Source organism: Bacillus cereus group sp. RP37, from assembly GCF_040459695.1.
Taxonomy (GTDB): domain Bacteria; phylum Bacillota; class Bacilli; order Bacillales; family Bacillaceae_G; genus Bacillus_A.
Map to the genome: position 1 here is coordinate 289,508 of NZ_JARVHP010000001.1, position 26,162 is coordinate 315,669.

Genomic DNA, 26,162 nt, shown 5'->3' on the forward strand with positions numbered 1-26,162 from the left:
ATTAAGGTTAGCCTGAATAAGGAGGTGAAAAGATTGCGGAAACGTTTATATATAGGGATTGGGGTTATTCTCTTAATCGCTTTAGGTGGAATTGTATTTTGGTCAGCTTTGCAAGGAAACCGTACAGAACATTTTATTTTAAGACATATGGTGAATGAAAATGGGACGCTTGCTACCTATCGTTTAGGGGATACAAAAGCTGGCACGGGTGAAGCGAAAGGCCGTGAAGCTTTATCAGAATCGGCAGGACTGTGGCTACAATATACATTGGATAAAGACGATCAAGCGTTATTCGATGAACAAGTTAAGGTTATTCAAAATAACTTTGTACATAAGGATCAAATTGTTTTATGGAAAATCTCTGAAAAGGGAGAAATGCAGTCAGCTACAAATGCACTTATAGATGACCTTCGTATTATAGAACAATTATATCGTGCTTATGAAATGTATAAGGAAGAGCGCTATAAAAATCTTGCAGATCAATTGAGTGATGCTGTACTTCGTTACAATAGGAAAGGTAATTATTACGTTGATTATTATGATGCAGATGCAGGCAAACAAAATAATTTTGTAACTACATCATACATAAATCCACACGCATTTTCGTATATGAAAAAGTATGGAAAAGTTTCTGATCAGCAATATCAGGACGTCGTTCAATTTTTAGCGGATTACCCAAGGCATGGCTGGGCGTTCCCAAAAGAGTATAAAGAAGATGGTACATTTACGTACGATAAAGAAGTGAATCTTATTGATCAATCATATGTTGCATATCATCGTAGTTTAGGTGGTCTTTCATCCGATGCTTATATGGAATTTATAAAGAAGAAATTTCAGGAGGATGGAAAGTTATATGGTCGTTACAATTTAGAAACGGGAAAACAAACTGTGAAGTATGAATCGCCAGCCGCTTACGGATTAACGATTTTGTACGTACTACAAACAGGCGATACGAAGTTTGCGAAGGAATTGTATGATCATATGTCGACATTCCGAAATGATAACGTATTTAGTAGATATTACGGTGGATACGTAACAGGCGAAAATAATAATACGCATATTTTCGATAACGTACTACCACTGTTAGCTGAAATGGAATTAGAGAAGAGTGAATAATAGAAGGTGCCACCATATGAGGATGGCACCTTTTATTTGTTGATATAATTTTACGTCCTAATATTGGAGAAGTAATGAATCACAAATTTACGAAATTGCTGAGCAGTTTTCGATAAGTAGCGTTTCTTCGACCAACTTAAGCCGATAGTTCGCTCGCAATTTGGTTCAATAATACGTAACTTATTTAGTGCTAAAGTAGAGTTTTTTAATAAAGTTAAACTTGGGACAAAAGCGATGCCGAGGCCTTGCTTAATAAGGTCGCTAATCACGGTTGGTTCATCTACTTCAAAAGCGATATGTGGAGTGAAGCCAGCTTCTTTACAAAATTCATCTGTTAAGTGCCGAAATCCATAACCAGTGTTCATACTAATAAACGGTTCGTCTTTTACTTCATGTAGATAGATACTTTCACGTCCTGATAAACGATGACCTGAAGGGACGACTAAGAAAATTTCTTCTGTAATAAGTGGTTCCCAAATAATCTCCTCGCCTTCGATTGGCACAGAAGAAATACAAAAGTCGATTTCTATATTATCTAGTTGTCGTTTCATAGAAGGAGTAGATGCGAGAAACTGTTGGAATCGAACGTTAGGATGTTCTAGTAAAAAAGAACCGAGTAGTTCTGGTAATATTCTCGGGATAGAAACTGCCAGTGTAATAGAGCTTTGTTGTAATTCAGCTAAATCTTTAATTTCTCGTTCGCCTTCACTTAATTCATGAAAAATGCGCTCTACTCGTTTTAAAAATACTTTCCCAAAAGAGTTTAATGTGATCTGTCGACCTTGACGATCAAATAATGGGACGCCTAAGTCCTTTTCTAATCTAGCAATTGTTTTGCTGAGCGAAGGTTGCGCGATATGCAATTCTTCCGCGGCTTTTGTCATATGTTCTAATCGTGCGACTGTCTGAAAGTATTTTAATTGAAGAAGTTCCATTTTGACTCTCCTTTCTATAGACCAAAAGGAATGAATTGATAATTAAAGATGTATTATACAGTATGAAAATGGACGTGTATAGTAAATCTGTTAAACCATTCTAATGGTGTTAAATTAGGAGAAGGAGTATGTTTCATGAATGGAATTCAACTTATATTTAAAGATTGGAAAGCGATGTGGCACCATAAACATGGGCGTATCGCTTTAATTTTTTTGTTAATCGTTCCTTTAATTTATTCAGGATTCTTTTTAGCTGGATATTGGGATCCATATGGACGGTTAGATAAATTACCGGTTGCGGTTGTGAATTTAGATAAGGGTGCTGCAATGGATGAGAAAACAATTCATGCAGGAGACGATTTTGTAAAAAATTTAAAAGAGAATAAGGAACTGGCTTTTCATTTCGTATCAGAAAAAAATGCTGATGAAGGGCTAAAAGAAGATAAGTACTATATGGTTGTTACGATTCCAGAGGATTTCTCTAAAAAGGTAAGTACGCTTATGGATGAGAAACCAGAGCCGGCACAATTGCAGTACAAAGTAAATCCAGGTAAAAACTTTGTAGCAGCTCAAATTGGAACGACAGCTGTGGAAAATATGAAAACAAAAATCTCAAATAGTATTACGAAATCTTATACAGAAGGTGTCTTTTCAAAGTTTCAAGACTTAGCACAAGGATTGGGTGATGCAAGTGATGGCGCTAAGAAGTTACATGAAGGAACGACAGATGCAAGAAATGGGACAAATCAGCTTGCAGATGGTATTCATCGTTTAAGTGACGGGACATCGAAATTGAAAGAGGGAAGTGACAAGCTTGCATCCAGCCAATCTGCCTTAACGGGGGGAGCAAATGAGCTGAGTCAAGGGGCGACATCACTTCATAGTGGTATGGAGTTATTAGCACAAGGTGAAAAAACTTTACAATCAGGAGTTAGTGAATTAAGTGCTGGTACAAATGAATGGGTGAACGGAAGTGAGAAACTTGCTGAAGGGCAAGTGAAAGCGGACAATGCAGCAAATAGTGTAAAACAACAATTAGAAGAGTACGTGAAAAGTCATCCAGAAGTGCAGCAAGATCCTGCTTTTCAAAAAATCGTTGCTACTTCTAATGGATTAGCTAAAGCAACAAACGCTTTAAATGGTGGCCAACAACAATTGACGCAAGGTGCGAAGAAGCTTGCGGATGGTCAGCATAAGATTGAAGAAGGTATGAATACATTCGGAGTTAAGTTAAATGAAGCTACTGCTGGAACGAAAAAGATAGCAGATGGTGCTTCGAATTTAGCAGATGGATTTACGAAGTGGGGAAATGGATTTACATCCCTGCAAGAAGGTGTAAATCATCTTGCAAGTGGCGGAACAGAGCTGAATCACGGGGCTGATCAGTTAACGAACGGACTTGTTAAACTTGACGATGGTGCGAAAGAACTTTCTACGAAATTAGGAGAGGGCGCAGAGAAGATAGCGGATGTTCGCAATGATGATGCACGCAATACGATGTTCTCAGAACCGGTTCAATTAGTAAAGTCAACAGTTTCTGACGTGCCTAACTACGGTTCAGGTATTGCACCATACTTCCTATCACTTGCATTTTATGTTGGCGGAATTATGGCTTCGAATATTTTACCGCTTGGTCGTAGACAGAATATGAAGGTAAGCGGAACGGTACATTTTATTAATAAACTAGGATTAGTATATGTAATTGGACTTATTCAAGCATTACTTGTGGATGTGGTTGTGCTAGGAGTTATGAAATTAGAAGTTGCAAGTGTGTCACTCTTTGTTTTATCAAGTATTGTTATTTCCTTTACGTTCATGACATTTATCCTTATGTTAGTAACGGTATTTGGTCTTGTTGGGAAGTTCGCAGCGGTAACGCTTCTCGTATTGCAATTAGCTACGAGCGGGGGGACTTTCCCAGGAGAGTTAAACATAGCTGTTCTTAGCAAAATTGGACAGTTTCTCCCAATGTCTCATTCTCTTAGAGGATTACAAGATGTGATCTCTTTAGGGGATTGGTCGCAATTACAAACGCAAATTTTAATATTGTTATGCTACCTCGTTGTTGCCGGCGGAATTGCTTGGATCACGAGTCATATACAACATAGGGAAACGAATGCGGAACAAGTTTCTTAAAATGAAAAAAAGCTATCCGATTTTTCCGGATAGCTTTTTCTTATTTCTTTTCCATTACCGCAAAGTAATTGTTTTCATTATCAGCAAAGTTGAATGCTCTACCTGTAGGTAAATCTACAACTTGTCCAACGGTAACGTTTTTCTCAGAAAGATCTTTATACATTTGATCTAAGTTATTAGAGAAGAACATAAGTGAAGGTGTATTTAAATTTAATTCAGGTTGCATCTTCGCAATTAACGCTTTATCGTGAAGGACGATGCTTGTGCCTGATTCTTTCGTTGGTGCAATTTCAATCCAGCGAAACCCTTGTCCGTTATTTTCTTCCGCAATAATTTGGAATCCTACTGTCTCAGTCCAAAATTGTACCGCTTCATCTTGATTATTTACATATAACATAATTTGTCCAATTTGATTAATCATAGGTGTGTCCTACTTTCTTTTCTTGTATGGAATTCTATTATATCAAAGATATGGTTTGAATACCTTTTCGTGATTTTTCCGAAGTACAACCTTCGCCCATTTCACATTTGTTGTAGGAGAAGGCCCTGTAATCCACGTATGAAGTGGTAGTGTACTGCAAATAACCATTGCTGAAATCGAGATTGTGGCCGTTATTGTAAATAATAATAAGCTATATAATATTGTGTTTTCTTGCAGTGTAAATAAAGAAAGAAATTTTGTACATAGTTGTAAGAAGAAAAAGTGAGCTAAATAAGCACCATATGTGTAATTCCCGATAAATCGTAAAGCTTTATACAAGAAACCGCGTCGCTGTACGATTGTAATAGACAGAACGTAAAGTATGATAATTTCGCATACAATATATAAAAACATAGACGGTTTTAAATAAGTCGAAACGGTTAAATGAATAGAGTTTGCTCCGTAAAAACTAAATAACTCATAGTTGATGAATAAAAATAAGATGAAAAATAATATTGTGATAAGCGGGATATGTTTCATGACAAATGTACGCCACGTTTTTAGTGCGACAGCAGCGATTCCTCCCATGACGAAATAGAACGAGTAGAAGAAGAAGGAACGATCTGTATAATGTAAAATGGTTGAGCTAGTCAATTTCTCTCCATTAAAAATGTAGTGCGAAGAATACCACATTAAGAGGAAATATAGACAAGCAAAGATGGTCATATATTTATATATGTCTTTTTTATTTTCTGTCCGTTTTTGAAACCAATAAAACAGTGTGCACAGCAAAGGGAACAATAAATGAATTTGGAACATCATAATCACGTACCAAAGATGAGGCGCGGCTGTTCCGAGTAATAAACTTTTTATTCCGCTTTGTAGTGTAATCATATCGTTTGTTGTTAATAAGTAAAGAATAGACCAGAAGAAATAAGGAATGAGTAAATGTGCGGCTTTTTCATAAATATATTCTGTGTAGGCTAGTTGTTTTGTATATTGCCGAATTAAGTGAAAGCCGACGATAAATATGAATGCAGGTGCTGAAAATTTTGCAAGGTTAAATAGCATGCCCATAATGAGGGATTGCTCAAGTAAGACATTTCCTTGATTTATTGTATATAATAAGGAACTTTGCAAAACGACAGCAAGGAATGCAATGCTTTGCAAAACTTTAAATTCTGGTGCGCTTTGTGTCATCGTGTCCATCTCCTTTTCCATACATGATTATAGTACGGAGAATGGATAATGGATGTGGAATATTTGTGAAGATTATAACAAATTTGTGGCGGAATGGATTAACAACAAGAAAGAGGATGCTCGTTAGAAGCATCCTCTTTCTATTTATTAAGCAAATTTGTTTTTAATCCAGTTCTTACCTTCTACAAGGCGAGCTGTCATTACGGCACAAGCGTTATCTGCTGTTACGTTTAACATCGTTGCAGGAGGGTCAATGATTGTACTAATTGCTGCGATAATTGGCAATGCTTCTGGCGGGAAGCCGTATAGAGAAACGATTAACATTTCACCAATCATACCGCCGCCTGGAATAGCGCCCATTACTGTTCCGACTAATAGAGAAACAACAAGTGCGATTGCTAATGTCTTCGGTCCTTCAAATTCCATGTTGAAAATACCGAATAAGAAAGCAATTTTTAATACGCCGCCTAGAACAGAGCCGTCTTTATGAAGTGTAGATCCAAGAAGGACAACTGTTTCACGAACGTCAGAAGAAATACCCATTTTCTTCGTTGCTTCTAAGTTCGCTGGAATACTTGCGGCACTACTACAAGTTGCAAGAGATGTAACTGTAGGAGAGACCATGTTCTTCCAAAATAATTGTACACCTTGCTTGCGACCTGCAAGGTATGCATAGAACGTAAAGAATACAAAGAAGTAAATTAGAGACGCTGGATAGTATACCATCGCTGCTCGGAAGTAAGTTCCAAGAAGTTGTGGTCCGAATTCACCAACTAATGCTGCGAAGTAAGCAGCAAGTCCGATTGGAGCGTAGTACATAATGAAAGATACAACTTTCATTGAAATTTCTGCACCAGCTTGTAAGAATGTAGCGAATGGTTTTCCTTTTTCACCAACTGCTGAAGTTGCAACTCCCATTAAGATAGAGAAGAAAATAAGAGCTAACATATTTTCACGAGATAGTAACTTCGAGAAGTCAGATACTGTTAGAATACCGACGATTTGATCTGCAACACTAACTGCTTTTTCAGCTTTGTCAGGTTGTGTTAGTTCTAATACAACACCTTGTGCTGGCGGGAATACTTTCACGACAATAATCATAAAAATAGCAGCTAAAATACTCGTAAATAAGAAAGTTCCAGCCATACTAGACATAATTTTACCGAAACGTTTTAATCCATCCATATTAGCAATAGATGACGCGATGCTAAAGAACACTAACGGTACAACAATCGTAAACATTAAGTTTAAGAAAATGTCACCAAGCGGCTTTAAAGCAACTGCATCGGCACCCATGAAATAACCAATGAAACCACCAATTAGGATAGAAGATAATAAAATAAGCGGAAAGCGATATGCCTTCATAAATATATCCTCCTATCAATTAAAAAAATCATACTGAATTATTATAGCGAGTTAGAGTCCTCTTTACTAGGAAAATACCGATTGATGGAATAGCGTGAAAACCGAGAAATTTTTGTTTTTAAGCTCGGCATACAGCAGGAAATCTAGACATATATATTTGTAACCTAGTGGTGGCAAGCGATGCACCGTAACTTAGGTTTGGAAAAAGGGGGAGGGAAAAGGGATGAATATTTTGCTTTGCTGTGCAGCGGGAATGTCTTCCAGTTTGATTGTAACAAAAATGGAGAAAGCAGCAGAGGCAAGAGGGATAGAGGTAAAGATTTGGGCAGTATCCGGTTCTGAAGTGAATAGTCATATTGATAAAGCTGATGTACTTTTAATTGGACCGCAAGTACGTTATTTATTACCGAAAATGAAAGAATTATGTAAGGAGAAAGGGATACCTGTTGATGTCATTCAATCGGTCCATTACGGGCTTTGTAATGGAGAAGCTATCTTGCAAGCAGCTTTGTCAATGAAACCATGAGGAGAGTGGGATAGATGATACGGTTTTTAGAGAAATATGTAATGCCAGTAGCAGGGAAGGTTGCAGAGCAGAGGCATTTACAAGCAATTCGTGATGGAATTATTTTGACGATGCCTTTCTTAATTATTGGATCATTTTTCCTTATCATTAGTGCTTTACCAATACCAGGGTACAATGATTTTATGGCAGGTTTGTTTGGGGAGAATTGGCAGAGGGCTTTGGGGTATCCAGTTAGTGCAACTTTTAATATAATGGCTTTAATAGCTGTTTTTGGAATCGCTTACAGACTTGGGGAATATTATAAAGTGGACGCTTTAGCATCCGGGGCATTGTCGCTTGTGACGTTTTTACTTGCGACGCCATTTCAAGTCGCATATATTATACCAAGTACAAAAGAGAGTGTACTTGTAGAAGGTGCTATCCCAGCAGCATTAATGGGAAGCCAAGGGTTGTTTGTAGCAATGATTATTGCACTTATATCTACTGAACTTTATCGGTTTATTGTACAAAAAAAGATAATTATAAAGATGCCAGAGACAGTTCCACCAGCTGTGACGCGTTCATTTGCGGCACTTGTTCCGGGATTCATTGTGGTAACGGTTATTTGGATTTTACGCTTAATTATAGAAAATACTTCTTTTGGCAGTATCCATAATATTGTAGGGCAAATTTTACAAGAACCACTTAGTGTACTTGGTGCTAGTCTTTGGGGCGCAATAATAGCAGTTATTCTCGTTCATGTTCTTTGGTCGTGTGGAATTCATGGTGCTACTATTGTTGGTGGTGTAATGAGCCCTGTTTGGTTGTCGTTAATGGATCAAAATCGAGTTGCTTTTCAAGCAGGGCAAGATGTACCAAATACGATTACCGCACAGTTTTTTGATTTATGGATTTATATGGGCGGTTCCGGTGCAACACTTGCTTTAGTTGTAGGAATGTTACTATTTGCGCGAAGTCAGCAATTAAAAAGTTTAGGGAGATTGTCAATTGCGCCTGGCATATTTAATATTAATGAGATGGTAACTTTTGGTATGCCGATTGTAATGAACCCAATTTTATTAATTCCATTTATATTGGTTCCAGTTGTGTTAACAATTGTTTCCTACTTTGCAATGGAATGGGGATTAGTTGCTCGCCCGAGTGGAGCTGCTGTGCCTTGGACGACACCAATTCTATTTAGTGGATATTTAGGATCGGGCGGGAAAATTTCAGGTGTTGTTTTACAACTTGTTAACTTTGCGCTTGCATTCTTCATTTATTTACCGTTCTTAAAAATATGGGATAAACAAAAAGTGGCGGAAGAAAAGGGGGAGTAAAGAACTAAAATGGATACGATAGAAACGAAGGCTTTTCATTTAATTTTGCATGGGGGAAATGCGAGAAGTTGTTCAATGGAAGCAATTGATTGCGCAAAGCGTGGAGAATTTACAGAAGCAGAAGCGAAATTACAAGAAGCGTTAGAGGAATTAAAAGAGGCGCACCGTGTACAAACGGATCTCATACAGAAAGAAGCTGGTGGTGAAAAGACCGAAGTTACCCTTCTGATGGTGCACGCGCAAGATCATTTAATGAATGCGATTACGGTGAAGGAATTAGCGAGTGAATTTGTAGAATTATATAGGAAGATGTCAGTGGCTGAATGAACCTTGCGTATGCAAGGTTTTTTTATGTATATGTCTGTACCATCAGTGGAATGTTCGTTCCACTGATGGTAGTTACAATCCTCCTTTTTACAAATGAGTAAGATTAATATTTAATCGACAGTAACAATTTCTCCTGTACCACGAATTAGTTTTTTTATATGCATCTCATTTGGTTTTAATAAACTTACGATATAATCAATTGCTATTTGCGGTTCAACGGTCGTACCGCAAGTATAACAGTCGATGGCTGCAAAGTTTTTTTCTGGATAAGTGTGAATAGAAAGGTGGCTTTCTGATAGTAAAACTAAAACAGTAACACCATGCGGATCGAATTCTTTTGTACTTACGTTTAAAACATGGGCACCAGAGCGATCGGCAGCGTTAACTAAATGATATTCTAAAAAGTGAATATCATCTAATAGGGAAAAATCCACTCCCCATAAATCTACTATTATATGCTTACCGAAAGTAGAATATTCCATAAGGTAGCACTCCTTACTATAGTATCGTCAAAACTCCATTTCCGTTTTGTAACATTGATGTAGGATAAGATTGGATTCTGAGTTTAGAAGAGCGAGATTACGTTGTTCTAAATGTTCTTCTTTAAATTGAAATAAAGGAAAAAGAAGAGAAGGCAATGTTCGAGGAGTTGGTACTACGTATAATTGTTCAATTTGATTGAGTACATGTGAGGAGTTAGCAGCAATATGAAATCCCCAGTCAGTTCCGAAAGAAGGAACAATGATATGATAGCTTTTTGCAGTTAATCCGGCATTTTCAATTGTATTACCGATACTCCAATATACAAGAGGTGCATCAGCAGGTGAATTAGATTGGCAGACGAAAGCACCATCTTCTGTTAAGAACGTAGCTATACGAGCAAAAAGTTCGCTTGTATATAAAGTACTTAAAACTTCTGTTGCTGGATCAGGAAAATCAATAATAATTACATCGTATAAGGATGAAGGAGAATTTAGAAATTCTTTCGCATCGCATACGTGCACATTCACACGATTATCAAAAAAAGCATTTTTGTTTAAGGATACTATTTCTGGAACATTACGTGCCATATTAATCATTGCCTCGTCTAAATCAACAAGGTCTACATGTAGCACAGTTTCATATTTCAAAACTTCCCGTAAAGCAAGCCCATCGCCGCCACCTAATATGAGGACACGTTTTGGATCAATGACTTTAGACATGATTGGATGTACAAGCGCTTCATGATAAATTTGCTCATCAATGGAACTAAATTGTAGTTGGTTGTCCAAATATAAACGAACATCGCTTACTTGTAGCAAATTAATATTTTGATAATTACTTTTTTCTTCAAATAAATTTGTATGCTCACCAGCTTGTATTTCTTTTAGGGAAATTTCATCCCATATATCTAAGTTATGTGAATTTGTTTCTATTGTAGGCTCAAATGGTGTTTGCTTGTCTTGTTTATCTTGCTTGTCTTGTTTATCTTGCTTGTCTTGTTTATCTTGCTTGTCTTGTTTATCTTGCTTGTCCTGTTTATCGTGTTTGTCCTGTTTATCTTGCTTGTCCTGTTTATCGTGTTTGTCCTGTTTATCTTGTTTATCGTGTCTGTCCTGTTTGTCCTGTTTGTCCTGTTTGTCCTGTTTGTCCTGTTTGTCCTGTTTGTCCTGTTTGTCCTGTTTGTCCTGTTTGTCCTGTTTGTCCTGTTTGTCCTGTTTGTCCTGTTTGTCCTGTTTGTCCTGTTTGTCCTGTTTGTCCTGTTTGTCCTGTTTGTCCTGTTTGTCCTGTTTGTCCTGTTTGTCCTGTTTGTCCTGTTTGTCCTGTTTGTCCTGTTTGTCCTGTTTGTCCTGTTTATCCTGTTTGTCCTGTTTGTCCTGTTTGTCCTGTTTGTCCTGTTTGTCCTGTTTGTCCTGTTTGTCCTGTTTGTCCTGTTTGTCCTGTTTGTCTTGTTTGTCTTGTTTGCCTGGTTTACCTGGTTTACCTTGTTTGTCTTGTTTGTCTTGTTTGTCCTGTTTGTCCTGTTTGTCCTGTTTGTCTTGTTTGTCCTGTTTGTCTTGTTTGTCCTGTTTGTCTTGTTTGTCTTGTTTGTCCTGTTTGTCTTGTTTGTCTTGTTTATCTTGTTTGTCTTGTTTGTCTTGTTTATCTTGTTTGTCTTGTTTACCGTGCTTGTCCTGCTTATTTTCTATTTCCTGCTGTTCTAATTCAAATTTGTCAGAGTCTAATTCAGAAAGCTTGTTTTTTTTATAGTTTGTTATTCTATAAATCTTTATTTTGCTTTGTTTTCTATGTTTTGGCATAGGAATCCCCTTTCGAATTGTGTTATTTTATTCTATTCTATGTAATTTAGTAGAGTTTGCTTGGACAATAAATAGAAGAGTGTGTTCAAGAGGGGGTTATTTTTTAATAGGTTTTCACACTGAAAAAAACTTTTTAGTGTTTTTTGTTTTAAACACAACTAGACAACTAAACACTAATCTATTTTCATACAGTTATGTGTTAAAAGCGTGTTGTTTTATAACACACTGTGTGTTTTTGAGTGACACACTAATTGAAAGCGTTAACACACAAAGAAAACAGTCGAAAAAGTGCTGATTTTAGTGGTTTTGAAAAGTTGGCACGCTAATTGCATTAATAAATAGCGTAAAGAAAAATAAATAAACATAAACTTTTTATACTACACAAGGGGGATTTTCAAATGAATATTTTATTATGTTGCTCAGCAGGGATGTCTACAAGTTTACTAGTTACAAAAATGGAAGCGGCTGCAAAAGCTCGCGGTCTAGAAGGAAAGATTTGGGCTGTATCTGGGGATGCAGTAAAAACGAATATCGATCAAGCAGATGTGTTATTACTAGGACCGCAAGTTCGTTACATGCTTTCTTCAATGAAAACGCTTGCTGATGAGAGAAACGTTGGAATCGACGTTATCAATCCAATGCACTACGGCATGATGAATGGAGAAGCAGTTTTAGATCACGCATTAACACTTAAAAAATAATTAGGGGGGAAGCGAAATGCAAAAGTTTATTGCATTCATGGAGAAATATATTGTTCCTGTCGCTGGTAAAATCGGATCGCAACGTCACTTAGCTGCGATCCGTGATGGATTTATTGCAGTTATGCCACTTATTTTAGTTGGTGCACTGGCATCACTAATTAATGGTTTTCCATCTGAAGTTTTCCAAGATTTCATGAAAGGTTTGTTTGGTGAAACGTGGAAACAAGTCGGCGGCGGAATGTGGACTGGTTCTTTCGCGATTCTAGCACTAATCATAGCATTTACAACAAGTTATAACTTAGCAAAATCTTACGGCGTTGATGGTTTGTCAGCAGGTATTATTTCATTTGGTGCGTTAATTATTCTTACACCAACAACACCGAAAGAAGGCGGATTGAACTTAGCTTGGACAGGTGCACAAGGGTTATTCGTAGCAATTATTGTGGCACTCCTTGTTACTGAAGTATTCCGTTTCTTTGTACAAAGAAACATTACTTTTAAAATGCCTGATGGAGTACCACCAGCAGTTTTAAGATCTTTCGCAGCTATAGTTCCAGCATTTGTTATCTTAACAGTAGTTGCAGGTATTCAATTAGCAGTGAAATTATCTGGTACAAGTGTTCATGAATTTATTTTTAATACGATTCAATCACCACTGCAAAGTTTAGCAGGGACATTACCAAGTGCAATTATCATTGTAATCCTTGTTCATCTTCTTTGGTTCTTCGGTTTACATGGGCCAAATATCGTTGGTGGTATTATTGAGCCATTATACTTACCGGCATTAGAGAAAAATATGAATTTATTCAAAGGTGGTACATCTGCATTTGATGTTCCCAACATTGTTACAAAACCATTCTTTGATACTTTCGTATATCTTGGTGGTTCTGGTGCAACATTAGCGTTCTTAGTGGTCGTATTACTTGTAGCAAAAAGTGCACAATTACGCGGTGTATCTCGTTTATCAATTGGTCCTGGTGCATTCAACATTAACGAACCAGTAATCTTTGGTACACCAATTATTTTAAATCCAATTTTATTCTTACCGTTTATCATAACACCAATTGTATTAGTAATTACTTCTTATACAGCTATATCTATTGGTTGGGTACCAAAAACAGTTGTGATGATCCCATGGGCAACACCACCAATTATTAGTGGTTATCTTGTAACAGGTGGACATCTTTCAGGTGCACTCCTACAGTTATTCAACTTTGTAATTGCGATGGTAATCTATTATCCATTCGTTGTATTATGCGACCGTTCTGTTGTTCGTACTGAAAAAGCAGCAGCGCAAGGAAATAACAACTCTGTACCTATGTAACATAAAGATTGTTCTCACAGACAGAATTGTCTGTGAGAACAATTACCTTTATATCATGTTCAAAAAGATGAGACCCATCTACAAGAACACCAAACTATCATTCATAAAATAATAATTTAATAGACATGTTCAAACTGAAGGGGTATTTCAATCGGTTGAACCATAATAGAGAGGGCGGTAATTATGATGACTACAGCAGAACAAATTCCATTCCAATTAATTTTAAATAGTGGTAATGCACGAAGCTTTGCGATGGAGGCACTTCAATTTGCCAAACAGGGGAAAATGGCAGAAGCTGATGAAGCGATGGCAAAGGCGAAAGAAGCGATTAATGAAGCGCATCATTTTCAAACGGAGCTCATACAATCAGAAGCAAGAGGAGAAAAAACAGAGATTAGTGTTCTTTTAATTCACGCACAAGATCATTTAATGAATGCGATTACAGTAAAAGAATTAGCAGCAGAGTTTATCGATCTTTATAAAAAGCTTGAAGCGAAAGGGGAATAAAGCATGACTGGAATTAAAATTGCTACAATCGGCGGTGGATCTAGTTATACACCAGAGTTAATTGAAGGATTTATTAAACGTTATGATGAGCTTCCTGTTCGTGAAATTTGGTTAGTAGATATTGAGGCAGGAAAAGAAAAGTTAGAAATCGTTGGTAACTTAGCGAAACGTATGGTGAAAAAATCAGGTTTACCAATCGAGGTTCATTTGACACTTGATCGCCGCGAGGCATTAAAGGACGCTGACTTCGTAACAACGCAGCTTCGCGTAGGTTTATTAGAAGCTCGTGCAAAAGATGAAGCAATCCCATTAAAATATGATGTAATCGGTCAGGAAACGAATGGTCCTGGTGGTTTATTCAAAGCGTTGAGAACGATTCCTGTTATTTTAGATATTTGTAAGGATATGGAGGAGCTTTGTCCGAATGCATGGTTAATTAACTTTGCAAACCCAGCTGGTATGGTAACAGAAGCTGTTCTTCGTTATACAAATATCCAAAGAGTAGTTGGTCTATGTAACGTTCCAATCGGAATCCGTATGGGTCTTGCAAGATTACTTGAAGTAGATGCAAGTCGTGTACATGTTGACTTCGCAGGTTTAAACCATATGGTATACGGACTAGACGTATATTTAGATGGCGTAAGTGTAATGGATCGTGTGTTAGAGCTTGTAACAGATCCAGAAAAGCAAATTACGATGGAAAATATTGCAGCGCTTAACTGGGAGCCAGACTTTATTCGCGGTCTTCGTGCAATTCCATGTCCATACCATCGTTATTACTACAAAACACGTGAAATGCTAGAAGAAGAGAAAGAAGCTTCGGTTGAAAAAGGTACACGTGCAGAAGTAGTGAAACAGTTAGAAGACGATTTATTCGAGTTATATAAAGACCCGAACTTAGATATTAAACCACCACAATTAGAAAAACGTGGCGGCGCTTATTATAGTGACGCAGCATGTAGCTTAATTACTTCTATTTACAATAATAAAGGTGATATCCAACCTGTTAATACACGAAATAACGGAACAATTGCAAGCTTGCCACATGATTCGGCTGTTGAAGTGAACTGTATTATTACGAAAGAAGGTCCAAAACCAATTGCAGTTGGAGATCTTCCGGTACCAGTTCGCGGTTTAGTACAACAAATTAAATCATTCGAGCGCACAACAATTGAAGCTGCTGTTACAGGGGATTATCATAAAGCGCTGCTTGCTATGACAATTAATCCACTTGTACCATCAGATAAAGTTGCAAAACAAATTTTAGATGAAATGTTGGAAGCACATAAAGAATATCTTCCGCAGTTCTTCAAAAAGGTAGAGAAATAAAGCGGCGCTATTTAGCCCGCTTTTTTTATTCTATTAGGAGGTATTACGATGATTAAGTTAATTGTAAATGCAGATGATTTCGGTCTTACTGAGGGTACAAATTATGGCATTATTGATGGACATATAAATGGACTTGTAAATTCAACGACGATGATGATGAATATGCCAGGAACAGAGCATGCGGTACGCTTAGCGAAAGAGTATAAAACGTTAGGGGTAGGCGTACATCTCGTATTAACGGCAGGGAAACCGCTTCTTGGAGACGTACCATCACTTGTAAGTAGCGATGGATTGTTTCATAAACAAAGCATCGTATGGGAAGGGAAGCTAAGTCCCGAAGAAGTTGAGAGAGAATGGACTGCTCAAATTGAGAAATTCTTATCTTACGGATTAACACCGACCCATTTAGATAGTCATCATCACGTACATGGATTGCCAATTTTGCACGATGTTCTGGAGAGATTAGCTGCTACATATAATGTTCCAATTCGTCGTTGTGAGGAAGAACGAGCAGTACGCCCATTTTCTGACGTGTTTTACAGTGATTTTTACGCAGATGGTGTGACGGAAGATTACTTCGTGAAGTTAAAAGGAAGAGTACAAGGTGAACAAACGGTAGAAATTATGGTTCATCCAGCTTATATTGATCCAGAGCTTGTGAAGCGTTCTTCTTACGTAATGGATCGTGTGAAAGAATTACGTATTTTAACAGAGAGCGAGTTGCCTGAAGGAATAGAGCTTGTGAAGTTTTCATAGAAAAACGACGGCTATAGAATGCCGTCGTTTTTTATTTACAAAATGGATAAAATATATCCGCCAAAGGCTCCAAGTATAACGATAACCCAAGGTGGTGTTTTCCAAAAAGCGAGCAAGCAAAATAGAAGAGATGCAAAAACAAAATCTACAGCGTTCATAATTGTGCTTGTCCAAATAGGGTCATAAAAAGCTGCTAGTAAAATACCGACAACGGCTGCATTGACTCCAAGTAGTGCGCCTTGTATGTAAGATATTTTTCTCACACTGTTCCAAAATGGTAAAACACCAATAACGAGTAAGAAAGCAGGAAGAAAGATCGCAATTGTTGCGAGTATTGCCCCAAGTGTCCCGTTTAACACAGCTCCTATATAAGAAGCGAATGTAAATAGTGGGCCTGGTACGGCTTGTGTTAATCCGTATCCAGCTAGAAATTGTTCTTTCGTCATCATTCCGTTTTGTACGAACTCACCTTCAAGAAGGGGCAGCACGACGTGTCCGCCTCCAAATACAAGTGCACCAGAGCGATAGAAACTATCAAATAAAGCGATGTAATAAGAGAACGGTCTTAATATTGGTAGCAGTAGTAATAGTCCGAAGAATAAGACGAGACAAGAAACTGCTATCTTTTTTGAAATAGGTACTTTTATATGTTGAGATTGGCTAATTGGTTGGTTGCGATATAAAAACCAGCCGATAAAGCCAGATACTATAATGAGAATGACTTGTGTCCAACTATTTGGCCATAGTAAGGCGATTGCAGCAGTTATAATAGCAATCGTCGCACGATTTCGGTCTGGCGTTAATTTTTGCGCCATTCCCCATATTGCATGAGCGACAATAGCGACTGCTACAAGTTTTAGTCCATGAATCCAGCCAGCACTTCCAAGATCGAATTGATTAAGGAATGAGGCGAAGAAAACTAAAACAAGCACAGACGGTAAGGTGAATCCAATCCATGAAATAATAGCTCCTAATACCCCGCCCCTTAATAATCCAATCCCCATACCGACTTGACTGCTAGCAGGACCAGGAAGGAATTGACATAGTGCTACTAAATCTCCATAGCTTCGTTCATCCATCCATTTTCTTTTTTGTATGTATTCGTGGTGGAAATAGCCGAGATGGGCGACAGGACCACCAAATGAAGTAAGCCCTAATTTAAATGAGACGAGAAAAATCTCGACTAATAATCGAAAAGAGTAGTTGTTATTTTTCAAAGTAACCTCCTAGAGAATTTTTTCTATGTGCATTATACAAGAGGTGGTAAAGCAAAAGAAATGATTCTTATGTAAAGATTTTGTGAATCTTTTCTTTGTACTTAAAATTGAAAAAGTCATAAATGATTATGTATAAACCATAAAGTAGTAGAAGTAGTGCTGGGAAATTTATATAAGGAGAATGCCCGTATGACAACACATTTCTTTGCGAGATTAACAGGTAAGAGGGAAATACCTCCCGTAAATACAGAAGCTTATGGTGTAACAGAGTTTATATTTAGTGAGGATTTAAAGAAATTGCAATATCGGGTCATATTGAAAAACATAGAAAAAGTTACATCCTGCCAAATTCATTTAGGGAAAGCGGATCAGATTGGTCCAGTTGTTTTAAATTTGTTTGGTCCGCTAAAGCAAGGTATTAGTGTAAATGAAGGGATCGTGACCGGTGTAGTTAATGTGGGGGATTTTGAAGGGCCTTTACAAGGGAGAGCGTTTGATAGCTTACTTCAAGAAATCATTCAGGCGAATGTATATGTAAATGTTTATACGAAGTCCAATAAGAAGGGCGAAATAAGAGGGCGGATTAGGAAAGTAAAGAAGTAGCAAAAAAGGCTGTCCATATTTTGGAACAGCCTTTTTTTGCTATACGGTGCAAATTTTAGCGATTATTGTCGGTAAATCGATATATTTGAAAAATCGCTGATATAATCCGAGTTACGCCGATATATTAAAAAACTGCCTTGATTAATTTTTCACAGGTTGATTTTTAATAAAGAAGTCCATGACATAAAATACTTCGTCATCAGGTATTTGTATTTCAAATGTATTTTCAATCGGTTGTAATGCTTTTTTCACTTTCATATACATCCAATACTCATCTTGTCTTCGTTTCTCTTTATCTGGATGAGGCAGGAGGCTTTCTCCTTTTTGAAGACGGTCAACCATACAGCTCATATGCAGAATCACACCCATTAAGCTGTCAGGAGTTAGCTGTAAGGAAATTAATTCTTGAATTGTATTTAATGCGTAACGAATTGTTTTAATAAGTAATGCTCCGTCGTTACGCTGCATTTGTTGTTCAAGAATATCAGCCATTTTTGCATATGTTTCTTCATACGTAATTAATTCTTGAATTGGCTGAATCGCTGTGTAGTTTACGATATCTTGAAAATGATATGTTAAGCAAGGAACTTGTACATCGAAATTCGTGACGATACAAATGATATTCCGCTCTTTTTTGATGTTCTCAATCATTTTCGTTAAATCTTTTTCATGGACGATACTAATCGGAATAATTTCAATTAATTCTTTATCAAATCGCAAATAGTTCTCTAACATTTTTTGGATAGCTAAAGCACTGCCTTCACCAGTTAAACAAGCTGTTAAAATAACAGATTTCATTGGTGATAGTGGCTTTTTCTTTTCTTCTTGTACGTTTAAGTAAAACGGTGTTAAGTTCTTCACTGTTTCATATAATGCATCTAGCGAGTAGCCAAGCTGAGCTTTTCGAGCTGCTTCTAGTGCGTGTGGAGTGCTTGTCATGGAAAGAACACGTACCGGAATTTTGAACTCAGTTTCTAATATATCGCCAATATAAGCGAGTGATCCCATATCAACGAGTAAGAGAAGCCCGTTTACATTTTGGAGTGTTTTCATATACACTTTCACACGTTCTAAGAAATCTTTCGGCGATTCATGTAACGGCATATCGATACCGGTTACTTCCTCAATGCCGAGAAGTTCGTTTGCGACGTTTGCCATTTCTGTTGCGATGCCGTTGCCGTGCGCTAATATTAATACCTTTACTTCTGTTTGTGAGGCAGGAATTGGATCAACAACGAAGAACATTGTTAAAAAGCCTGCTTCATCAATAGGCATTGTTATTTGTAATTCGTCCTCTAGTAGCTGAATGCATTGCATAGCTACGGAAAAAGCGTCTTTATATTTCGTACGAATTTGATTTAATTGTGGGTGATGAATTTGTTTTCCAGCTTGCAAACGTTGTAGAGTTGTCTGTACATGTAAACTTAAAGCGAGAAATACTTTTTCATCAAACGTCTTAGATAAATGTTTTTCAGCGAGTTCCGCAATTTTTTCACATACGGAAACGATATTACGATCCACAATTTTAAAAACATTTTCATGACTTGTTTTTTGGGACATTTGGTTAAAATATTGTACGAAAAAGCTTTGAATATCATTTTCTATTAGTAATTCTAATTCTTCCTCTTCAATACCGCGAGCTTGAAGTTCTTCATATTTATAATCAATATAATCGTAAATAGAAGACCGTTTTTCATTTTCTGTTTTATGATTACTCCAACCTTCATCACCTGTAAATATAAATGTTTCATTTGGTATTTGGTATAGATGACGGCTCTTTCTTTCAATGAATAGCCCTTCTTTCATATACCAGGGTAAATCTGTACTTGAAACATAGACAGAATCACGTTTCTTCGTCACAAAGTCAGAGTAGGCTTTCGCGCAGGCAATTTGTACATCCGTTTTTAATTGACCGATGTTATTGGGACAATTGTAAAAGACGAAAGCGCGCATTGCATTCGGGCTAACGTGAATTTCTTTTCGCAGGCGGATTGCTTCATTTGTGAAAAATAGTTGTAATAAAGCAAAGCGTTCTTTATGTGTACGCTCACGAAGTGGTGGCAGTGTGACAGTCATCGGTATACGTCTTGTAAATGTTTTTAATAAAAATGAATTTGGTTCTTCGGTTGTAGCAGTAATAATTAATACTTGTGCTCTACGCTCGTTTTCTGTTTCCCCAAGGCGGCGATATACTCCGCGGTCAATAAAGGTGAAAAGCATTTCTTGTCCTTCTGGAGGAAGGCGATGTACTTCATCTAAGAAAAGAATCCCTTCATGTGCTTTTTCAATTAACCCTTTTTGATCACTTGCCCCTGTATAAGCTCCTTTTTTAATCCCAAATAACTGCCCCAGTAGTAGCTGTGGATTATTTGCGTAATCAGCACAGTTAAAGACGATAAATGGTGCGTTTTTAGGAAGCTGTTCAACTTCAATTGCATATTCGTGCATTAAAGAAGCGAACATAGACTTTCCGACTCCTGTTTCTCCCAGCAGTAAAGTGTGCATACCGTTTGGAGGATAGAGAATAGAAGCTTTTGCTTTTTCGATTGCGATTTTAAGGCTTGTATTTTCAATTGCAAATGTATCTAATGAAGTTATTTCTTTTGAATGCGTTTCCAACGAAGCGTTCGTTTCTATATAAAAACGAACAGGACGCGTATTTGTTTTTAATAAGCGTTTATCCTTTACAAGTTTGTTTAAGTCGCTGCTTACATTGGCGCGATCTAGTTGTAGAAGGGTAGCAAGTTCTGATGCAGTTACACCTTCTGTATAAACTCCTTCTTGTATTGCGTTAAAAATGAGATCTATTCGTTTCATTTCTATTCACCTCGAAACTTCATCACTATTTAAAATTTTACACAAAAATGGGAAGGGTGGGAAGAGAAAAATAAAACAGCTTTAGCAAATAGGCACTAAAGCTGTTACAATCTTGTGTCTTTCCAAAAGTTCACTTCGAGGTGGGAAGATGGATTATAGGGAAGAAGTTTGTATCCTTGTGACTGCAAATAATCAATTACGTTTGGCAGTATTTGTACGGTTACACTTGAATCATGCATTAAAATCACTTCGACTTGTTCATCGCTTTGATTACGTACTCTTTCTAGTATGGCAGAAGGATTGTCATAGCTTTTCCAATCATATGTATCGATTGTCCAATCCCACATTTTATACTGTGCTGATACGAGTGCATCACGGTAATTCTTTTTTAAGTAAGGCATACTACCATACGGGACGCGAACGAGATGTGTATTTAATTTTGTAACTTGCTGAACAATGTTTTGTGTTTGTTCCATTTCTGTAATTAAAGCGGATGGATCACCAGTGTAAAGGCGTTTTACATCGTGTGACATACTGTGAAGTCCGATATAATGTCCGTCTTTAATTAATCGTTGCATTGTCTTTTTATAATGTGGTACTTTTCCACCAATAACAAAGAAAGTTGCTTTTCCGTTCTTTTCTTTTAAGATGTTTAAAATTTGCGTAGTATATTTGTTTGGTCCGTCATCAAATGTTAAGTACGCGATTTTTTGGGTAGGAGAGGTAGTTTCGGTATTTGGATGATGTTCAGCAGGGATAATTGTAGTTGCTCCCGCATGAGATGACGCGTACATAGTAATCGTTAAAAGTAAAATAATGTATTGCAATACTCGCTTGATCATAACATTCACCCTCAGTTTGACAATCAAGATGTAAAAAAGAAAATGTACTCTTTTTCTTATTATGTATATCTTTCTCCAATAGAGGAACTCTCAAACAATCTATATTTTGGAAATGTAAAGTAATGAATAAAAAATAGCATCCTCTTATAAGAAAGAGGATGCTATTTGAATATTTCATAATTGTAAAGGCTATACTACAATTAGTCTTCGCGTTTTTTCACTTTTTTATAAAAGGAAATAAGTGGTTTGTAACGTTCATGTACAAGCCCGATTACTTCAGCAATAATTTCTGTAAAGAAGATTAAAACGAAAAGAAGAATAATGGATAACCATAATGTCGCACTAGAGAAAATGATTGCATTTACACTAAAGAAAATACCGAATGCGTATATAATTAGTACCGTTTTTCGATGAGAAAAGCCCATTGCAAGTAAACGGTGATGTAAATGCGATTTATCTGGTGCTGAAATAGGTTTTTTATTTACGATACGACGGATAATTGCAAATGTCGTATCAAATACAGGTACGCCTAAAATGATAACTGGAACGATAAAGCTGAATAACGTTACACTTTTGTATAATCCAAGTAACGATATAACAGAAATACAGTATCCTAAAAATAGTGCGCCTGTATCTCCCATGAAAATTTTTGCTGGATGGAAGTTGTAGAATAAAAATCCAATTGTACTTGCTAATGTAATTAATGCTAGTGGTAAGATAATAGCGGCTCCAGTGCCCCATGGGCTAGTGAAGGCCATATATGCTAGCGTTGCAAGTACGATAGATGAAATACCAGCAGATAATCCATCTAAGCCATCAATTAAGTTGATTGCATTTGTAATACCTACAATCCAAAATACTGTAATTGGGTAAGCAAGCCATCCAAGTTCAGTATCCCCGAGGATTGGAATATATAATACTTGCACTAATAATCCACTTTTTACAATCATCATGGCAACTAATAGTTGTCCACCGAATTTTACCTTCGCAGATAACTCGTACATATCATCTAAAATACCGATGATTACAATGATAATTGCACCTAGCGTTATCGATAACATTCTTTGTTCATATAATCCGCCGACAACAAATCCTACAGCTACACCAATAAATATCGCTAACCCGCCAAGACGAGGCATAATCTTTTGGTGCACTTTACGAGCGTTTGGCTTATCTGTTGCTCCTATTTTAAAAGCTAACTTAATAACTAAAGGAGTAACGACGAGTACAGTGATGAAAGATGCCAAAATGGCATAAATCACTTGTGAGTCCATTAATACCCCACCCTTTTATAGTCTAACGTAATTTTTTTAAATATATTTATCTGAAAATTATGATGTTTATTTACAGGCTCATAACATATGGTATCACAAAAAGATTAGAATTCAATCTTTTTTTGTTTTTACGGTAAATGGAAGCAGATAGAATATATGACAATTGTATACAGAATGTTGAATCATTTGAGAAGGTTAATCGTATTGGGCTTTGGAATATGACATTTTCTCTTTTTCTTTGATAGTGAATACTTTTATTTCAATATTATAAGTGTTACACGTAGAAATGAGTAAGTTCCGTGTTAAAATGTGGGAATTTATCCTGCATGAACGGGCAGTAAGGTTCGCACCTCAAAATTCAGTTGGAAAAAAGAAGTTAGATGGGGATCTTAATTCCTGTAAAATCCCGATTGGTTTAACTAATAATCAGTGGGGAATGGATGTCCTCACTGAATAGCGTTACACTTTATATTCGTGCATTTAATTTTACAAAAACTTAAAAAAGAATGAAAAAAGTAATTCATATAATAAAGAAGTAAAGGAGTTTTCTCATTTTTAATGTGAGAGGGGGAAGCACAGGGAGAATTCTATGTATTCGTATATTTTCTATTGTATATTCCTGTGCGAAAAGGAAATGAAAATTACGATAATAGGTACCGGATACGTTGGGTTGATTACAGGAGTAGGGTTGGCGATATTAGGACATTCGGTTACATGTTTTGATATAAATGATGAGAAAATTGAACGGATAAGGCGAGGGGATCTGCCCATTTATGAAGCGGGCTTATATGAATTAATAAATGATGCATGTGAGAATAATCGTTTAACTTTTACAACAAGTAAAGAAGAAGCATTTAACGATGCGGAGTTTATATTTATTGCAGTTGGAACACCTTCTTTATTAGATGGGACAGCGGATTTAACATATATTCAAAGTGCATGTGTTGATATTGGAACATATGCGACTAACGACATTATTGTTGTTACAAAAAGTACTGTTCCTGTAGGGACGAATGGTGCTATTAGAGGATGGATTGAGGAGAAGTTACAGGGGAGACATGAATTACATATTGTATCGAATCCCGAATTTTTACGGGAGGGTTCAGGTATTTACGATTTTTTTCAAGGAGATCGTATTGTAATTGGAGCGGATCATGAGGAAGCGGCACGAAAAGTAGAGGATTTGTATAGTGAATTACGCTTAAAAACATATGTTACAGATATAAAAAGTGCAGAGATGATTAAATATGCATCGAATGCTTTTTTAGCGACAAAAATTAGTTTTATCAATGAAATTTCAAATATATGTGAGAAGGTAGGAGCCAATGTATTAGACGTTGCACAAGGGATGGGAATGGATAAGAGAATTGGTGCGTCTTTTTTTAATGCGGGCATTGGTTACGGGGGATCGTGTTTTCCGAAAGATACGAAAGCCCTTGTGCAAATTGCAGGGAATGTGGCGCATGATTTTCGTTTGTTAAAGGCAGTCATTGAAGTGAATAATAAACAACAGTTGTTATTGATTGAGAAAGCGAAGAAAGTAATAAATATGAACAAGAAGCGGATTGCGGTGCTGGGAGCAGCGTTTAAACCGAATACTGATGATGTAAGAGACGCACCGTCCCTTATTATGATACAAGAATTAATTCATATAGGTGCGGATGTAGTTCTATATGACCCGAAGGCGATTCAAAATATGAAAAATATCTTTGGGGAGACTATACAATATAGCGAATGTATAGATGAATCGATTAGAGGAGCGAGTGCGGCTTTTATCATGACAGAATGGGAGGCTATCCGCGCTTATCCGTTAGAGAAGTACGCACAACTTATGAGAGAACCTATTTTATTCGATGGTAGAAATTGTTATACTAATGAGGATGTCAAGAAGCGAGGGATAGATTATTATTCTGTTGGAAGAGAAAGTATTTGTAAGAGGGACTTTTCCGTTATTCGTTAAAAAGGCATATATTCATGTATATTCTTATATGTCATAATAGAAATTGTAACTAGTGAAAGAAAAGAGGCAATGAAATGACTGAACGTTTAAAAGTAATGACAATTTTCGGGACACGTCCAGAAGCAATTAAAATGGCACCTCTTGTATTAGAGTTGCAAAAGCATTCAGACAAAATTGAATCGATTGTGACTGTAACAGCGCAACATCGTCAAATGTTAGACCAAGTATTAAGTATCTTTGGAATTACGCCAGATTTCGATTTGAATATTATGAAAGATCGCCAAACTTTAATTGATATTACAACGCGTGGTTTAGAAGGTTTGGATAAAGTAATGAAAGAAGCAAAGCCAGATATTGTACTTGTACATGGTGATACAACGACAACATTTATTGCAAGTTTAGCTGCTTTCTATAATCAAATTCCAGTAGGTCATGTTGAGGCAGGACTTCGTACATGGGATAAATATTCTCCATACCCAGAAGAAATGAATCGCCAATTAACAGGCGTAATGGCAGATCTTCATTTCTCACCTACAGCAAAATCAGCAACGAACTTACAGAAAGAAAATAAAGATGAGTCACGCATTTTCATCACAGGAAATACAGCGATCGACGCACTAAAAACGACTGTAAAAGAAACATATAGTCATCCTGTACTAGAGAAGCTTGGAAATGATCGTCTTGTACTTATGACAGCTCACCGTCGTGAAAACTTAGGAGAGCCAATGCGTAATATGTTCCGTGCAATTAAACGTCTTGTTGATAAGCATGAAGACGTACAAGTTGTGTATCCTGTTCATATGAACCCTGTTGTTCGTGAAACAGCGAATGATATTTTAGGTGATCATGGCCGCATTCATTTAATTGAGCCGCTAGATGTAATTGATTTCCACAATGTGGCTGCTCGTTCATACTTAATGTTAACTGATTCTGGTGGTGTACAAGAGGAAGCGCCGTCACTTGGTGTACCGGTTCTTGTTCTTCGTGATACAACAGAGCGACCAGAAGGTATTGAAGCAGGTACATTGAAATTAGCAGGAACAGACGAAGAGACAATCTTTGGTCTTGCTGATGAGTTGTTATCAAACAAAGAAGCTCATGATAAGATGTCAAAAGCATCTAACCCCTACGGTGATGGCCTTGCATCAGAGCGTATTGTAGAAGCAATTTTACAACACTTTAACAAGTAAATAAAAAGAGCCAAATCATAT

At 36.9% G+C, this 26,162-nt stretch carries 23 protein-coding genes; 13 read left to right on the plus strand and 10 right to left on the minus strand.

From position 1 onward, the window contains the following. Positions 1-33: 33 nt before the first annotated feature. Entirely contained in the window at positions 34-1,116 is a 1,083-nt protein-coding gene (locus QCI44_RS01400) for a transcriptional regulator (RefSeq protein ID WP_353810978.1), read from the plus strand. Positions 1,117-1,166: 50 nt separating this feature from the next. Here the strand turns inward: QCI44_RS01400 and QCI44_RS01405 are convergent, their stop codons facing one another. Continuing rightward, the gene (locus tag QCI44_RS01405) at positions 1,167-2,051 is read right to left on the minus strand and encodes a LysR family transcriptional regulator (RefSeq protein WP_016085549.1); all 885 of its coding nucleotides are present in this window, start codon (positions 2,049-2,051) and stop codon (positions 1,167-1,169) included. Positions 2,052-2,186: 135 nt separating this feature from the next. Between QCI44_RS01405 and QCI44_RS01410 the strand changes: the two genes are divergently transcribed. Next, a complete protein-coding gene (locus QCI44_RS01410; protein ID WP_353810979.1) occupies positions 2,187-4,187 on the plus strand; it encodes a YhgE/Pip family protein in 2,001 nt (666 codons plus the stop codon). A 40-nt stretch (positions 4,188-4,227) separates the two neighbouring features. Here the strand turns inward: QCI44_RS01410 and QCI44_RS01415 are convergent, their stop codons facing one another. The 3 genes from QCI44_RS01415 to QCI44_RS01425 all read right to left on the minus strand — a co-directional run bounded on the left by QCI44_RS01415 (position 4,228) and on the right by QCI44_RS01425 (position 7,173). Further along, on the minus strand, positions 4,228-4,608 hold the full coding sequence (locus QCI44_RS01415) for a VOC family protein (protein ID WP_016136039.1): 381 nt from the start codon (positions 4,606-4,608) through the stop codon (positions 4,228-4,230). A gap of 42 nt (positions 4,609-4,650) precedes the next feature. Further along, entirely contained in the window at positions 4,651-5,808 is a 1,158-nt protein-coding gene (locus QCI44_RS01420; protein ID WP_016085552.1) for an acyltransferase, read from the minus strand. Positions 5,809-5,955: 147 nt separating this feature from the next. Next, on the minus strand, positions 5,956-7,173 hold the full coding sequence (locus QCI44_RS01425; protein ID WP_016085553.1) for a dicarboxylate/amino acid:cation symporter: 1,218 nt from the start codon (positions 7,171-7,173) through the stop codon (positions 5,956-5,958). A 223-nt stretch (positions 7,174-7,396) separates the two neighbouring features. Between QCI44_RS01425 and QCI44_RS01430 the strand changes: the two genes are divergently transcribed. Genes QCI44_RS01430 through QCI44_RS01440 form a run of 3 tightly spaced genes read left to right on the plus strand, consistent with a single transcriptional unit; the run spans position 7,397 to position 9,342 of the window. Beyond that, complete coding sequence (locus tag QCI44_RS01430; protein WP_098561179.1) at positions 7,397-7,699, plus strand: PTS sugar transporter subunit IIB; 303 nt, start codon at positions 7,397-7,399, stop codon at positions 7,697-7,699. Between the two features lie 14 nt (positions 7,700-7,713). After that, the gene (gene celB / locus QCI44_RS01435) at positions 7,714-9,015 is read left to right on the plus strand and encodes a PTS cellobiose transporter subunit IIC (protein WP_016085554.1); all 1,302 of its coding nucleotides are present in this window, start codon (positions 7,714-7,716) and stop codon (positions 9,013-9,015) included. A gap of 9 nt (positions 9,016-9,024) precedes the next feature. After that, the gene (locus tag QCI44_RS01440) at positions 9,025-9,342 is read left to right on the plus strand and encodes a PTS sugar transporter subunit IIA (RefSeq protein WP_016085555.1); all 318 of its coding nucleotides are present in this window, start codon (positions 9,025-9,027) and stop codon (positions 9,340-9,342) included. Between the two features lie 110 nt (positions 9,343-9,452). Here QCI44_RS01440 and speD read toward each other — a convergent pair whose 3' ends face one another. Together speD and QCI44_RS01450 are read right to left on the minus strand one after the other, a co-directional pair. Beyond that, positions 9,453-9,824 carry an adenosylmethionine decarboxylase gene (speD, locus tag QCI44_RS01445; RefSeq protein WP_016085556.1) on the minus strand — a complete coding sequence of 124 codons (372 nt, stop codon included), beginning with the start codon at positions 9,822-9,824 and terminating at the stop codon, positions 9,453-9,455. A 27-nt stretch (positions 9,825-9,851) separates the two neighbouring features. After that, a complete protein-coding gene (locus QCI44_RS01450) occupies positions 9,852-11,621 on the minus strand; it encodes a polyamine aminopropyltransferase (RefSeq protein WP_353810980.1) in 1,770 nt (589 codons plus the stop codon). Between the two features lie 398 nt (positions 11,622-12,019). Here QCI44_RS01450 and QCI44_RS01455 point away from each other — a divergent pair, with 398 nt between their 5' ends. From QCI44_RS01455 to chbG, 5 genes are all read left to right on the plus strand, one after another. Continuing rightward, a complete protein-coding gene (locus QCI44_RS01455; protein WP_001023569.1) occupies positions 12,020-12,322 on the plus strand; it encodes a PTS sugar transporter subunit IIB in 303 nt (100 codons plus the stop codon). A gap of 16 nt (positions 12,323-12,338) precedes the next feature. Further along, entirely contained in the window at positions 12,339-13,646 is a 1,308-nt protein-coding gene (gene celB, locus QCI44_RS01460) for a PTS cellobiose transporter subunit IIC (RefSeq protein ID WP_016136939.1), read from the plus strand. Positions 13,647-13,829: 183 nt separating this feature from the next. Further along, entirely contained in the window at positions 13,830-14,153 is a 324-nt protein-coding gene (locus QCI44_RS01465; protein ID WP_000989047.1) for a PTS lactose/cellobiose transporter subunit IIA, read from the plus strand. A 3-nt stretch (positions 14,154-14,156) separates the two neighbouring features. Beyond that, positions 14,157-15,482, plus strand: a complete 1,326-nt coding sequence (gene celF / locus QCI44_RS01470; RefSeq protein WP_000145757.1) for a 6-phospho-beta-glucosidase — start codon at positions 14,157-14,159, stop codon at positions 15,480-15,482. A gap of 48 nt (positions 15,483-15,530) precedes the next feature. Beyond that, on the plus strand, positions 15,531-16,238 hold the full coding sequence (chbG, locus tag QCI44_RS01475; RefSeq protein WP_016136034.1) for a chitin disaccharide deacetylase: 708 nt from the start codon (positions 15,531-15,533) through the stop codon (positions 16,236-16,238). A gap of 35 nt (positions 16,239-16,273) precedes the next feature. Here chbG and QCI44_RS01480 read toward each other — a convergent pair whose 3' ends face one another. Continuing rightward, positions 16,274-17,455: a chromate transporter gene (locus tag QCI44_RS01480; RefSeq protein WP_016136033.1), complete on the minus strand. Its 1,182-nt coding sequence runs from the start codon at positions 17,453-17,455 to the stop codon at positions 16,274-16,276. A gap of 189 nt (positions 17,456-17,644) precedes the next feature. Between QCI44_RS01480 and exsM the strand changes: the two genes are divergently transcribed. Next, entirely contained in the window at positions 17,645-18,058 is a 414-nt protein-coding gene (gene exsM / locus QCI44_RS01485) for an exosporium regulatory protein ExsM (RefSeq protein ID WP_088084581.1), read from the plus strand. Between the two features lie 141 nt (positions 18,059-18,199). Here exsM and QCI44_RS01490 read toward each other — a convergent pair whose 3' ends face one another. The 3 genes from QCI44_RS01490 to QCI44_RS01500 form a co-directional block, all read right to left on the minus strand. After that, positions 18,200-20,875 carry a sigma-54-dependent transcriptional regulator gene (locus QCI44_RS01490; RefSeq protein ID WP_016136031.1) on the minus strand — a complete coding sequence of 892 codons (2,676 nt, stop codon included), beginning with the start codon at positions 20,873-20,875 and terminating at the stop codon, positions 18,200-18,202. A gap of 104 nt (positions 20,876-20,979) precedes the next feature. Then, positions 20,980-21,717, minus strand: a complete 738-nt coding sequence (locus QCI44_RS01495) for a polysaccharide deacetylase family protein (RefSeq protein ID WP_016085563.1) — start codon at positions 21,715-21,717, stop codon at positions 20,980-20,982. 200 nt (positions 21,718-21,917) lie between these two features. After that, complete coding sequence (locus QCI44_RS01500) at positions 21,918-22,991, minus strand: glycosyltransferase family 4 protein (protein WP_000378314.1); 1,074 nt, start codon at positions 22,989-22,991, stop codon at positions 21,918-21,920. A 589-nt stretch (positions 22,992-23,580) separates the two neighbouring features. On the opposite strand from QCI44_RS01500, the gene QCI44_RS01505 reads away from it, so the two are divergent. Beyond that, entirely contained in the window at positions 23,581-24,951 is a 1,371-nt protein-coding gene (locus QCI44_RS01505; RefSeq protein WP_353810981.1) for a UDP-glucose dehydrogenase family protein, read from the plus strand. A gap of 74 nt (positions 24,952-25,025) precedes the next feature. Further along, positions 25,026-26,141: a non-hydrolyzing UDP-N-acetylglucosamine 2-epimerase gene (gene wecB / locus QCI44_RS01510; RefSeq protein WP_016085565.1), complete on the plus strand. Its 1,116-nt coding sequence runs from the start codon at positions 25,026-25,028 to the stop codon at positions 26,139-26,141. The last annotated feature ends 21 nt before the right edge of the window (positions 26,142-26,162 follow it).

Excerpts from the sequence above, each read along its gene's own strand:
- exsM (WP_088084581.1), top strand. The coding sequence starts at position 17,645 with ATGACAACACATTTCTTTGCGAGATTAACAGGTAAGAGGGAAATACCT.
- QCI44_RS01490 (WP_016136031.1), bottom strand. The coding sequence starts at position 20,875 with ATGAAACGAATAGATCTCATTTTTAACGCAATACAAGAAGGAGTTTAT.
- QCI44_RS01430 (WP_098561179.1), top strand. The coding sequence starts at position 7,397 with ATGAATATTTTGCTTTGCTGTGCAGCGGGAATGTCTTCCAGTTTGATT.
- QCI44_RS01505 (WP_353810981.1), top strand. The coding sequence starts at position 23,581 with ATGTATTCGTATATTTTCTATTGTATATTCCTGTGCGAAAAGGAAATG.
- QCI44_RS01420 (WP_016085552.1), bottom strand. The coding sequence starts at position 5,808 with ATGACACAAAGCGCACCAGAATTTAAAGTTTTGCAAAGCATTGCATTC.
- celB (WP_016085554.1), top strand. The coding sequence starts at position 7,714 with ATGATACGGTTTTTAGAGAAATATGTAATGCCAGTAGCAGGGAAGGTT.
- chbG (WP_016136034.1), top strand. The coding sequence starts at position 15,531 with ATGATTAAGTTAATTGTAAATGCAGATGATTTCGGTCTTACTGAGGGT.
- QCI44_RS01465 (WP_000989047.1), top strand. The coding sequence starts at position 13,830 with ATGATGACTACAGCAGAACAAATTCCATTCCAATTAATTTTAAATAGT.
- QCI44_RS01415 (WP_016136039.1), bottom strand. The coding sequence starts at position 4,608 with ATGATTAATCAAATTGGACAAATTATGTTATATGTAAATAATCAAGAT.
- QCI44_RS01440 (WP_016085555.1), top strand. The coding sequence starts at position 9,025 with ATGGATACGATAGAAACGAAGGCTTTTCATTTAATTTTGCATGGGGGA.
- QCI44_RS01500 (WP_000378314.1), bottom strand. The coding sequence starts at position 22,991 with ATGGACTCACAAGTGATTTATGCCATTTTGGCATCTTTCATCACTGTA.
- QCI44_RS01410 (WP_353810979.1), top strand. The coding sequence starts at position 2,187 with ATGAATGGAATTCAACTTATATTTAAAGATTGGAAAGCGATGTGGCAC.
- QCI44_RS01450 (WP_353810980.1), bottom strand. The coding sequence starts at position 11,621 with ATGCCAAAACATAGAAAACAAAGCAAAATAAAGATTTATAGAATAACA.
- QCI44_RS01495 (WP_016085563.1), bottom strand. The coding sequence starts at position 21,717 with ATGATCAAGCGAGTATTGCAATACATTATTTTACTTTTAACGATTACT.
- speD (WP_016085556.1), bottom strand. The coding sequence starts at position 9,824 with ATGGAATATTCTACTTTCGGTAAGCATATAATAGTAGATTTATGGGGA.
- QCI44_RS01405 (WP_016085549.1), bottom strand. The coding sequence starts at position 2,051 with ATGGAACTTCTTCAATTAAAATACTTTCAGACAGTCGCACGATTAGAA.
- celB (WP_016136939.1), top strand. The coding sequence starts at position 12,339 with ATGCAAAAGTTTATTGCATTCATGGAGAAATATATTGTTCCTGTCGCT.
- celF (WP_000145757.1), top strand. The coding sequence starts at position 14,157 with ATGACTGGAATTAAAATTGCTACAATCGGCGGTGGATCTAGTTATACA.
- QCI44_RS01455 (WP_001023569.1), top strand. The coding sequence starts at position 12,020 with ATGAATATTTTATTATGTTGCTCAGCAGGGATGTCTACAAGTTTACTA.
- QCI44_RS01425 (WP_016085553.1), bottom strand. The coding sequence starts at position 7,173 with ATGAAGGCATATCGCTTTCCGCTTATTTTATTATCTTCTATCCTAATT.
- wecB (WP_016085565.1), top strand. The coding sequence starts at position 25,026 with ATGACTGAACGTTTAAAAGTAATGACAATTTTCGGGACACGTCCAGAA.